12 protein-coding genes are annotated in these 11714 nt (G+C 69.2%); all 12 read right to left on the minus strand.

Going from position 1 to position 11714, the window contains the following annotated elements; genetic code table 11:
* On the minus strand, positions 1-261 hold a 261-nt coding region (locus tag I8N67_RS35105; RefSeq protein WP_200308338.1), incomplete at its 3' end, for a DivIVA domain-containing protein.
* 52 nt (positions 262-313) lie between these two features.
* Entirely contained in the window at positions 314-604 is a 291-nt protein-coding gene (locus I8N67_RS35110; RefSeq protein WP_200308339.1) for a YggT family protein, read from the minus strand.
* A 50-nt stretch (positions 605-654) separates the two neighbouring features.
* Positions 655-1296, minus strand: coding sequence for a cell division protein SepF (locus I8N67_RS35115; protein ID WP_200308340.1), 642 nt, complete (start codon positions 1294-1296; stop codon positions 655-657).
* Positions 1297-1425: 129 nt separating this feature from the next.
* Positions 1426-2145 (minus strand): YggS family pyridoxal phosphate-dependent enzyme, encoded by a 720-nt coding sequence (locus I8N67_RS35120; RefSeq protein WP_200308341.1) that lies wholly within the window; start codon positions 2143-2145, stop codon positions 1426-1428.
* A 5-nt stretch (positions 2146-2150) separates the two neighbouring features.
* On the minus strand, positions 2151-2879 hold the full coding sequence (pgeF, locus tag I8N67_RS35125) for a peptidoglycan editing factor PgeF (RefSeq protein WP_200308342.1): 729 nt from the start codon (positions 2877-2879) through the stop codon (positions 2151-2153).
* A complete protein-coding gene (gene ftsZ, locus I8N67_RS35130) occupies positions 2876-4066 on the minus strand; it encodes a cell division protein FtsZ (RefSeq protein WP_200308343.1) in 1191 nt (396 codons plus the stop codon). The genes pgeF and ftsZ overlap by 4 nt, the downstream gene beginning before the upstream one ends.
* Positions 4067-4345: 279 nt before the next feature.
* A complete protein-coding gene (locus tag I8N67_RS35135; RefSeq protein ID WP_200308344.1) occupies positions 4346-5143 on the minus strand; it encodes a cell division protein FtsQ/DivIB in 798 nt (265 codons plus the stop codon).
* A gap of 119 nt (positions 5144-5262) precedes the next feature.
* A complete protein-coding gene (gene murG / locus I8N67_RS35140; RefSeq protein ID WP_200308345.1) occupies positions 5263-6360 on the minus strand; it encodes an undecaprenyldiphospho-muramoylpentapeptide beta-N-acetylglucosaminyltransferase in 1098 nt (365 codons plus the stop codon).
* A gap of 6 nt (positions 6361-6366) precedes the next feature.
* A complete protein-coding gene (ftsW, locus tag I8N67_RS35145; protein WP_200308346.1) occupies positions 6367-7716 on the minus strand; it encodes a putative lipid II flippase FtsW in 1350 nt (449 codons plus the stop codon).
* A gap of 102 nt (positions 7717-7818) precedes the next feature.
* Complete coding sequence (murD, locus tag I8N67_RS35150; protein WP_200308347.1) at positions 7819-9246, minus strand: UDP-N-acetylmuramoyl-L-alanine--D-glutamate ligase; 1428 nt, start codon at positions 9244-9246, stop codon at positions 7819-7821.
* On the minus strand, positions 9228-10301 hold the full coding sequence (mraY, locus tag I8N67_RS35155) for a phospho-N-acetylmuramoyl-pentapeptide-transferase (protein ID WP_200308348.1): 1074 nt from the start codon (positions 10299-10301) through the stop codon (positions 9228-9230). Before mraY ends, murD begins: the two co-directional genes overlap by 19 nt.
* Entirely contained in the window at positions 10298-11713 is a 1416-nt protein-coding gene (locus tag I8N67_RS35160; protein ID WP_200308349.1) for a UDP-N-acetylmuramoyl-tripeptide--D-alanyl-D-alanine ligase, read from the minus strand. The genes mraY and I8N67_RS35160 overlap by 4 nt, the downstream gene beginning before the upstream one ends.
* Between the last annotated feature and the right edge of the window lies 1 nt (position 11714).

An 11714-nucleotide genomic window follows, 5' to 3' on the forward strand; every position in this document is an offset into this window, starting at 1 on the left:
CTGCTGCATCCCACCGGGCTGCTGCATACCGCCCTGCTGGTCCTGCGGCTCGGGGGGCTTGCGCATGTTCTGCTGATTCTGGGCGGCAGCGCGCGTGGCTGCGGCCAGCTTGGCGCGCAGGTCCTCGTTCTCGCGGAGCAGGCGCGTCAGTTCGGCTTCGACCTCATCGAGGAAGGCATCGACCTCGTCCTCGTCATAGCCTTCTCGGAGGCGGACGGTCGTGAACTGCTTGTTCCGCACGTCCTCGGGGGTCAACGGCATCTCTTCACCTCAACGTAGTCATCGGCAGTCGGCAAGACCGGATCGTCCACCATCACGTCGCGAGTCCGCCCACGACGGAGATCAGGATGTAGACGATGATCATCAGTACGAAGAAGGACAGGTCGAGCGCCACGCCCCCGAGACGCAGCGGCGGAATGAACCGCCGCAGAAGCTTGAGCGGTGGATCAGTGACAGTGTAGGTGGCCTCCAGAACGACCACCATCGCCTTGCCGGGTTGCCACGAGCGGGCGAACTGGAACACGTAGTCCATGACCAACCGGAAGATCAGCACGATGAGGAAACACATCAGAGCGACCCAGAGCACTTGCCAAACCACGCTCATGATCCGTGCTTCCCTCTCCCCTGTTCCATGTCTTGTTCCGGTCGTGCGTCTCAGCTCTGGTTGAAGAACCCGCCCTCTGCGATACGGGCCTTGTCCTCCGCCGTGACATCGACGTTAGCAGGCGACAACAGAAACACCTTCTGCGTCACCCGCTCGATGCTGCCGTGAAGACCAAACACCAAACCGGCCGCAAAGTCGACAAGTCGCTTCGCATCTGTGTCGTCCATCTCAGTCAGATTCATGATCACCGGGGTGCCCTCACGGAAGTGTTCCCCGATGGTACGGGCCTCGTTGTAGGTCCGGGGGTGCAACGTGGTGATCCGGTAAGGCTCTCGTTCGGACACGACCTTGGGCATGATCACCGGTGCGTTCTTCTCCAGGCTGGAACGGTCTTGTGTGATGGATGCCACGGGCGCGATCCGGGCGGGTCGCATCGCTTCCACGGGAAGCGAAGTGGCGTGCGACACCGGTTCGCGCTGCACCGGGGGCTGCACCACTCGTACCGATTCGTCCCTTTGGGACTGGTGTGACTGGTGCGCCTGATGCACCGGCTCGTGCCGGCGGTGATCCCGCTCGGGCTCCGGGTCGAGCTCGGGCTCGAAGTCGTCATCGGGGTCGAATCCCCTGCCGTCGTACCCATCGTCCTCCACGAGGCCGAGGTAGACCGCCATCTTGCGCATCGCGCCGGCCATGCTCTGAGTCCTCCGCTCTGTGGTGGATCGACCGACGAGTTCCCAAGTGCCCGCGATCCACGAGGTCGTTGCGCCCGCCTTTCGGCGGAATGACCATATTTTCTGCTGTGGTCCGACTTCTTGGCGACGTTACCCGAGCCTGGGACGGACTCCGAGTACCGCAGTGCCGACGCGTACAAGTGTCGCCCCGGCGGCCACGGCCTCCTCAAGATCCGCACTCATCCCTGCCGAGACCATGTTCGCAGCCGGATGGGCTCGGCGCAGGTGGGTCGACAAATCCATCAACCGCTCGAACGCGGCCCGTTGCCGTCCCGCGTACTCCCCGGTGAGTGGCGCGACGGTCATCAGACCATCGACCCGCAACCCCGGAGACTCCGCGAGGAGGTCGGCCAACTCCTCGATTCCGCCCGGGCCGACGCCACCTCGCTCGCCCCGACCGTTCTCATCGGCATCGAGCGCGACCTGGATGAGACATCCCACCTCACGTCCGACCCGAACGGCCTCTTTCGACAGAACCGTGACAAGCCTGGAACGATCGACTGACTGCACGAGATCCGCATAACTCACCACTGAACGGACCTTGTTGGTCTGCAATTGCCCTACGAAATGCCACACAAGGGGCAGATCCGAGCATTCAGCCGCCTTCGGCGCCGCGTCCTGGTCCTTGTTCTCGGCGACATGACGCACACCGAGTTCCGACAGGATCCGCACATCGCTCGCGGGGTAGGTCTTGGTGACCACGATCAGGGTCACCTCGTCACGCTTGCGCCCCGCGGCCGCACACGCCGCCGCGATGCGGTCCTCCACCTTCGCCAGGTTCTCGGCGAGTTGTGCCGTTCGGTCCGTCATGCCCATCAGTCCAGCCAGACATATCCCGCGAGTCGCCCTGTGGCGCGGTCGCGGCGGTACGAGAAGTGGTCGGGCGACTCCCGCGTGCAGACCGGCGACTGCTCCCGGTCGCGCACCCCGAGTCGCTCCAGCTGGGCGTGGACTCCGGCGCTCACATCGACCGAGGGCGTACCCCAACTGGTTTCGGCGTACGCCGCCGGCTCGACGGCGGCCACTTCGGCGCGCATCGTGTCGGGCACCTCATAGCACCGGCCGCAGACGGTGGGTCCCGTGCGCGCCGCGATCCGGGCGGGGTCGGCACCGTGTTCGATCATGGCCCGTACAGCGGCGGGGACGATCCCGGCGACCATGCCGGGCCGGCCCGCGTGGGCGGCGGCCGCGACCCCGGCGACGGGGTCGGCCAGCAGGACGGGCACACAGTCGGCGGTGAGCACGGCCAGCGCGAGACCCGGCCGGGTGGTGACGATCGCGTCGAGGGACGGGATGTCGTCCGAACCCCACGGTCCGTCGACCACCGCCACGTCCGCGCCGTGCACCTGGTTCATCCAGACGACCCGGTCCGCCTCCAGGCCCAGCGACTTGGCGGACAGCTCCCGGTTCGTCGTCACGGCGGCGGCGTCGTCCCCGACCGCCCCGCCGAGATTGAGCTCCTCATACGGAGCGGCGCTCACCCCGCCCCACCGGTCGGTGAAGGCGAAGTGCGCGCCGCTCGCGTTCTCGCGCTGTCCTATCACTTGAGGAAGTCCGGCACGTCCAGTTCCTCCGCCGCGCTGTCCGAGTAGGACCGGGACGGCGGGACGGGCGGGGAGACCGGAAGGTCGTTCACCGGCTCCGGGGCGGGCGCCGGCTCCTCCTTCGGCTTGACGCTGCCGAGCGAGCCGAAGGACGGGCGGGTCTCGGTGGACCGTACCGGCGTGGGCTCCTCGCGCTTGGCGGTGGCCGAACCGAGGATGTTGTCCCGCTTGGCCGGGGGCTGTCCGCCGTCGAACCCGGCCGCGATCACGGTGACCCGGACCTCGTCGCCGAGCGCGTCGTCGATGACCGCGCCGAAGATGATGTTGGCCTCGGGGTGGGCGGCCTCGCTGACCAGCTGAGCGGCCTCGTTGATCTCGAACAGGCCGAGGTCGGAGCCGCCGGAGATGGAGAGCAGCACCCCCCGGGCGCCGTCGATGGAGGCCTCCAGGAGCGGCGAGGAGATCGCCATCTCGGCGGCGGCCACCGCGCGGTCGTCGCCGCGGGCCGAGCCGATGCCCATGAGCGCCGAACCGGCCTCGGACATCACGGACTTGACGTCGGCGAAGTCGAGGTTGATCAGACCGGGCGTGGTGATGAGGTCGGTGATGCCCTGCACACCGGAGAGCAGGACCTGGTCGGCGGACTTGAAGGCGTCCAGGACCGAGACCTGGCGGTCCGAGATGGACAGCAGCCGGTCGTTGGGGATGACGATGAGGGTGTCGACCTCTTCACGGAGCTCGGCGATGCCGTCCTCCGCCTGGTTGGCGCGGCGCCGGCCCTCGAAGGTGAACGGGCGGGTGACCACGCCGATGGTGAGGGCGCCGAGGTTGCGTGCGATGTTGGCCACGACGGGCGCGCCGCCGGTGCCGGTGCCGCCGCCCTCGCCGGCCGTCACGAAGACCATGTCGGCCCCCTTGAGGACCTCCTCGATCTCCTCGCGGTGGTCCTCGGCGGCCTTGCGGCCGACCGCGGGGTTGGCGCCGGCGCCGAGTCCGCGGGTGAGTTCACGGCCGACGTCGAGCTTGACGTCGGCGTCGCTCATCAACAGAGCTTGCGCGTCGGTGTTGATGGCGATGAACTCGACGCCCTTGAGACCGACCTCGATCATCCGGTTGATGGCATTGACACCACCGCCGCCGACACCGATGACTTTGATGACTGCGAGGTAGTTCTGCGGTGCTGCCACGTCGAAGGCCTCTCGCCTCGAGTTACGTGTCGACGCCTCGCGAGGGACCCGCGATCCGACGACTGATGCCGAAGTGGGACGGTCCGAACGCCGACCCGAACCCTAACGCTGAAGTTTAGGGTTACCAGTGTGTCTGTTCCTTGGACTCTTCCGAACAGGACACTAAGTCGACAAGTGGCGCACGTTCAACGAACACGCCGAACCTCCCGTTTTTCTTTTCACCCTATGTGATCAGCCATAGCGGTGCCCAACCAGGGTGCTGGCCTGCGCGGATGCGCGTCAACTCCCTGATGACGCGGGCGCGGTGGGAACGCTCACGTCGAAGTGCCCGGCGTCCGGGGCGGCTTTCATCAGGGCGGTGAGCGCACGGGCCTTCGCGCGCCCCTTCTCCGCACTCCCCCACGCGACCGTACGTTCCTCGCTCAGCTCCAGCGAGACGGAGTCGTAGGAACGGACTCTGACGGCAAGAGTCTCGCGCGCGACCGCGGCCGGAATGGCATCGGCGACCCGCACGGCCTCCCGGACGAGCCGGTCCTCACCGAATCGCCGCAGACTGGCGGCGGACGAACCCGACCGGGCCACCGTCAATTCCAGTACGGGAACACCCTTCGGGGGGCGCGAAACCGTGGCAAAACGAACACCTTTCGCGTCCACTTCGACGTACTTGCCCGAATTTTCAGTGTCTTCGACAATCAGCACCGCGGTGCGTTCGCTCACTTTCAGCCCGATTCCATGAGGCCAGGAACGGATGACCTCAACCGAGTCGATTCGGGGCAGTTTCCGGAGCAATCGCGACTCGATCGCCTCGGTGTCGACGGAAACGAGCGGCTCGCCGAGGGGCACCTCGGCCGCCGCGCGCACCTGGGCGCCGGTCAGCACCCGGGTGCCCGACACGGACACCCGCTCGGCCCGCAGCCACGAGGAGCCGTACAGGATCCAGAGCGAGGCGCCGGAGAGCAGCACCAGGGCGATCGCGGCGGCGATCAGCGCCCGGGGGCCGGGGAGCCGCCGCCGCGGCGGCGGGCCGTGGTCCAGATCCTCGTCTGCGCCGCGTTCGGCGGTGGTCGGTCCGGCCACGCGCACTCCCTCTCCTGGCTCGGTTCACCTCCGGGGCGCCTCAGCCGGTGTCGAGCGCCCGACCGTGCTCGGCCTCTCGACACCGACGCGCCCCTTCGGCTCACTCGCCGATCCGTTCCCTAATGGTGTCCACGGCGCGACGCGATCGCCTCGTACACCATCCCGACGAGCAGGTCGTCGGCGTCCCGGCGGCCGAACTCGCTGGCGGCGCGGGACATCTCGTACAGCCGGTGCGGGTCGGCGAGGACGGGCAGGACGGTCTGCTGGACCCACTGGGGGGTCAGTTCCGCGTCGTCGACCAGCAGTCCGCCGCCGGCCTTGACCACCGGCTGGGCGTTCAGCCGCTGTTCGCCGTTGCCGATGGGCAGCGGGACGTAGGCGGCGGGGAGCCCGACGGCGGAGAGTTCGGCGACGGTCATCGCGCCCGCGCGGCAGAGCATCATGTCGGCCGCGGCGTACGCGAGGTCCATCCGGTCCACGTACGGTACCGGGATGTATGGGGGCATTCCCGGCATCTGGTGCACCTGCGGCAGTTCGTTCTTCGGGCCGACGGCGTGCAGGATCTGGATCCCGGCCTGCTGGAGGTAGGGGGCGACCTGCTGGACGACCTCGTTGAGGCGGCGGGCGCCCTGGGAGCCGCCGGAGACCAGCAGCGTCGGCAGGTTGGGGTCGAGGCCGAACAGCGCGCGGGCCTCGGGGCGCGCGGCGGCCCGGTCGAGGGTGGCGATGGCGCGGCGCAGCGGGATGCCGATGTAGCGGGCGTCGCGCAGCTTGCTGTCCGGGGTCGAGACGGCGACCTTGGCGGCGTACCGGGAGCCGATCTTGTTGGCGAGGCCGGGACGGGCGTTGGCCTCGTGGACGATGATCGGGACGCCGAGGCGCTTGGCGGCGAGGTAGCCGGGCAGGGCTACGTAGCCGCCGAAGCCGACGACCGCGTCCGCCTTGGTGCGCTCCAGGATCTGCTCGGTCGCCTTGATCGTGCCGCGCAGCCGGCCGGGCACGGTGATCAGCTCGGGGGTGGGCTTGCGCGGCAGGGGTACGGCGGGGATCAGCGCGAGTTCGTAGCCGCGCTCGGGGACGAGGCGTGTCTCAAGGCCGCGCTCCGTACCCAGGGCCGTGATGCCCACGGTCGGGTCCTGCCTGCGCAGGGCGTCCGCGAGCGCGAGCGCGGGCTCGATGTGACCGGCGGTTCCGCCACCGGCGAGTACGACATGCACCGAAATTCACCGCTCTCCGGACGAACGTGCCGAGGCACGCCGTCGCATCGTGTTCCATCTCCCGGGCCCCGAAGGGCCGCCGCCACGCTTTCTACCAAAGCGGGGTTGCCGCATGGCGAGCGCCGCCCGCGCAGCGGGCTCGTCGCGTGCGAAGGCGATCAGCAACCCGATGGCGAACATGGTCGGCAGCAGGGCGGAACCTCCGTAGGAGAACAGCGGGAGGGGGACTCCGGCGATCGGCAGCAGACCGAGCACCGCACCGATGTTGATCACTGCCTGAGCGGTGATCCAGGTGGTCACGCCTCCCGCGGCATACCTGACGAAGGGGTCCTCCGTGCGTCCGGCCACGCGGATACCCGCATAGCCTAGGGCCGCGAAGAGGGCGAGCACCGACAGCGTCCCCGCGAGACCCAGTTCCTCACCGGTGACGGCGAAGATGAAGTCGGTGTGTGCTTCCGGGAGTTGGCCCCATTTTTCCACACTGGCGCCGAGGCCGGAACCGAAGATTCCGCCCGAGGCGAGGGCGTAGATGCCGTGTACGGCCTGCCAGCAGTCGGCGCCGTCCGTGCGGGGTTCGGTGGCTCCGAGGCAGGCCAGGCGGGCCATCCGGTTCGCGCTGGTGCGGATGAGGACGAAGCCGATGAAGCCGGCGATGGACAGCACGCCCACGAACAGCCGCGTCGGCGCCCCGGCCAGCCACAGCAGGCCGAAGAGGATGGCTGTGAGAATGATCGCGGTGCCCATGTCGCCGCCGAGCATGATCAGCCCGAGCAGCATGAACGCCACCGGGACGAGCGGCACCAGCATGTGCTTCCACTGCGCCAGCAGCCGCTTGTCCTCCTTGCGGGCCAGCAGGTCGGCGCCCCACAGCACGAGCGCCAGCTTGCCGAACTCGCTGGGCTGGATCTGGAAGGAGCCGCCGATGGCGATCCAGTTCTGGTTGCCGTTGATCGACTGCCCTATCCCCGGCACCTGCACGAGGGCCATCAGGAAGACACAGCCGGCCAGGATCGGATAGGCCAGCGCCCGGTGCAGCTTCACCGGCATCCGCGAGGCCAGGAACAGCAGCACGGTGCCGATCGCGGCCGCGAGGAACTGTTTGCGGAAGAAGAACGTCCCCGGCAGCGACTTCTGCAGGGCCGTGATCTGCGAGGCCGAGTAGACCATCACCAGCCCCAGCACGGTGATCAGCAGACTGCCGCCGAGGATCAGGTAGTACGCGGTCAGCGGCCGGTCCCAGGCCTTGCGCGCCCGGGCGCGAAGCCGCCGCACCGGGTTCTCGCGCGGCGGACGGGAGACGGGGGGCCGCCGGGTGACGCGTTGCAGGGGTGCACGGCTGGTCCGGCTACTGGGCATCGGCGGTGCCTTCCCCGCTGGGGGAGGGCGTCCGCACCCACCACATCCGTGTCACGTGTCCCTCCCAGTTCACCCGGCGCCGCCAGGCGAAGCCGGGCCGGGTCAGCCGTCCGCGGAGGAGAGTTCGCGCACGGCCTCCGCGAACGCGTCCCCGCGCTTGTTGTAGTTGACGAACATGTCCATGGAAGCGCAGGCCGGCGCCAGCAGCACTGTGTCGCCCGCTCGCGCCAGCGCTCGCGCTTCGCGGACAGCCGCGAGCATCGCCCCAGTGTCGGTCCGGTCGAGGTCGACGACCGGCACTTCGGGCGCGTGTCGCGCGAGCGCTTCGCGGATCAGGGCGCGATCCGCGCCGATCAGCACGGCACCCCGGAGCCGCTTCGCCGAACCGGCGACCAGTTCGTCGAAGGTCGCGCCCTTGGCGAGGCCGCCCGCGATCCACACGATCGACTCGTACGCCGCCAACGAGGCCTGCGCGGCATGGGTGTTGGTGGCCTTGGAGTCGTCGATGTACGCGACGCCGTCCACGTCGGCCACGTGCGCGATGCGGTGCGCGTCCGGCGTGAAGGCCCGCAGCCCGTCCCGTACGGCCTTGGGGGGCACCCCGAAGGCCCGGGCGAGGGCGGCTGCCGCGAGGGCGTTGGCGATGTTGTGCGGGGCCGGCGGGCGGACGTCCGCGACCTCGGCGAGTTCCTGGGCGTTCTTCTGCCGGTCCTCGACAAAGGCGCGGTCGACCAGAATGCCCTCCACGACGCCGAGTTGGGACGGCCCCGGCGCGGCGAGCGTGAACCCGACCGCCCGGCAGCCCTCTTCGACGTCCGCCGCGCGCACCAGGTCCTCGGTGGCCTTGTCGGCCACGTTGTAGACGCAGGCGATGCGATTGCCCTCGTAGATACGGCCCTTGTCGGCGGCGTACGCCTCCATGGAGCCGTGCCAGTCGAGGTGGTCGGGGGCGAGGTTGAGGACGGCGGCGGAGTGGGCGCGCAGGGAGGGCGCCCAGTGGAGCTGGTAGCTCGACAACTCCACGGCCAGCACGTCGTACTGCTCGTCGCCCAGGACGACGTCCAGCAGGGAGACGCCGATGTTGCCGACGGCGGCCGTGCGCAGGCCCGCCGCCCTCAGGATCGAGGCGAGCATCTGGACGGTCGTGGTCTTGCCGTTGGTGCCCGTGACGGCCAGCCAGGGGGCCGCGTCGGGCCCGCGCAGCCGCCAGGCCAGTTCGACGTCCCCCCAGATCTCCAGACCGGCCTCACGGGCGGCGGCGAACAGGGGCTTGTCGGGCTTCCAGCCGGGGGTGGTGACGATCAGTTCGGTGCCCTCGGGCAGGGTGGCGCCGTCGCCGAGGCGCACGGTGATGCCGAGCGCCTCCAGCTCGGCGGCCTGCGCCCGGGCGCGCTCGTCGTCGCCGTCGTTGACGACCGTGACGGCCGCGCCGAGGCCGTGCAGGACCTTGGCCGCCGGGATGCCGGATACGCCCAGCCCGGCGACGGTGACGCGCCTGCCCTGCCAGTCGGTCACTTCTCGGCCGCCCATCCCGCGTAGAAGAGGCCCAGTCCGACGATCACGCAGATGCCCTGGATGATCCAGAAGCGGACCACGACAAGGACCTCGGACCACCCCTTGAGCTCGAAGTGGTGCTGGAGCGGGGCCATGCGGAAGACCCGCTTGCCGGTCAGCTTGAACGAGCCGACCTGGATGACGACCGACATGGTGATGAGGACGAACAGACCGCCGAGGAGCGCGAGGAGCAGCTCGGTGCGGGAGCAGATCGCGAGACCGGCGAGCGCGCCGCCGAGGGCCAGCGAACCGGTGTCACCCATGAAGATCTTGGCCGGCGAGGTGTTCCACCACAGGAAGCCGAGGCAGGCGCCCATCAGCGCGGAGGCCACGATCGCCAGGTCGAGTGGATCTCGTACCTCGTAACAGGCGGCCGGGTTGGTCAGCGTCAGCGTGTTGGCGCAGGACTCCTGGAACTGCCAGACGCCGATGAACGTGTACGCGGCGAAGACGAGCACGGAGGCGCCGGTGGCGAGACCGTCCAGACCGTCGGTCAGGTTCACGCCGTTCGACATGGCGAGGATCATGAACAGCGCCCAGATCACGAAGAGCACCGGGCCGATCGTCCAGCCGAAGTCCTGGACGAAGGAGATCTTGGTGGAGGCCGGCGTCTGGTCGCGGGCGTCCGGGAACTGCAGCGCGAGCACCGCGAAGCCGATACCGACGATCAGCTGGCCGGCCATCTTCGCCTTGGCCCGCAGGCCCAGCGAGCGGCGCTTGACGATCTTGATGTAGTCGTCGAGGAAGCCGACGAGGCCCATGCCGCCCATCAGGCCGAGCACCAGCAGACCGGAGAAGGTCGGCGTGTAGCCCGTGATCAGCTTGGACAGGAAGTACGCGGCGATCGTCGCCATGATGAAGGCGATGCCGCCCATGGTCGGCGTACCGCGCTTGCTGCCGTGCGTGCGCGGGCCGTCGTCCCGGATGTACTGGCCGTAGCCCTTGCGGGCGAGCAGCTTGATCAGCAGCGGAGTGCCGACCATGGTCAGGAAGAGGCCAATGACTCCCGCGAACAGGATCTGCTTCATCATCGGGCGGCAACCTCACCCTCGATGCCGCTGTCGAGCAGCGCCTGGGCCACGCTCTCGAGCCCCACCGACCGGGACGCCTTCACGAGTACGACGTCTCCCGGGCGCAACTGACTGCGCAACAGGTCGACCGCCGCCTGTGCGTCGGACACGTGCACCGACTCCTCACCCCACGAACCCTCGTTATATGCGCCCAGTTGCAGCCAGGACGCTTCCCTGCCCCCGACCGCGACGAGCTTGCCGACATTGAGCCGGACGGCGAGCCGTCCGACCGCGTCGTGCTCGGCGAGCGATTCGTCCCCGAGCTCGGCCATCCTGCCGAGCACCGCCCAAGTACGCCGCCCCTTGCCCATGGCCGCGAGCGCGCGCAAAGCCGCTCGCATGGACTCGGGGTTCGCGTTGTAGGCGTCGTTGACGACCGTCACGCCGTCCGGGCGCTCGGTGACCTCCATGCGCCAGCGGGAGAGGGAGCCCGCCTCGGAGAGCGCGGTGGCGATCTCGTCCACGGACATGCCCAGCTCATGGGCGACGGCGGCCGCGGCGAGCGCGTTCGACACGTGGTGCTCACCGTACAGGCGCATGGTCACATCGCTTGCACCGGAGGGTGTGTGAAGCCTGAAGGCGGGCTGTCCGGCGTCCGTCAGCGTCACGTTCTCGGCGCGTACGTCCGCTTCGCCGGACTCGCCGAAGAGGATCACCCTGGCCTTCGTACGGGACGCCATGGCCCGTACGAGGGGGTCGTCGGCGTTCAGGACCGCGACGCCGCCGTCGCTCGCCGGGGGCAGGGCCTCGACCAACTCGCCCTTGGCCTGGGCGATCTGCTCCCGGCCGCCGAACTCGCCGATGTGGGCGGTGCCGACGTTGAGGACGAGGCCGATCTTCGGCGGCGTCAGCTCGGTGAGGTACCGGATGTGGCCGATGCCGCGGGCGCCCATCTCCAGGACGAGGAAACGGGTCTCCTCGGTGGCGCTGAGCGCGGTGAGGGGCAGCCCGATCTCGTTGTTGAGGGAGCCGGGCGTGAACACGGTCGGCGCCTTGCGCCGGAGCACCTGGGCGACGAGATCCTTGGTACTGGTCTTGCCCGCGGAGCCGGTGAGGGCCACGAGGGTCGCGCCGAGCTTGAGGACCACATGCCGGGCGAGGGCGCCGAGAGCGCTCTGGACGTCCGCCACGACGATCGCGGGCACACCGACGGGACGGGACGCCAGCACCGCTGCCGCGCCCGCCTCGACGACCGTGGCCGCGTAGTCGTGTCCGTCCACGCGCTCGCCCACGAAGGCGACGAAGAGGCTGCCGTGCTCCACCTCACGGGAGTCCCGGACGACGGGTCCGGTGACCTGGACCGACGGATCCGGTATGTCGTGGGTCTGCCCGCCGACGACTTCTGCGATCTCGGCGAGAGAGAGGGCGATCACA

This window comes from Streptomyces adelaidensis (assembly GCF_016598475.1).
Taxonomy (GTDB): Bacteria; Actinomycetota; Actinomycetes; order Streptomycetales; family Streptomycetaceae; genus Streptomyces; species Streptomyces adelaidensis.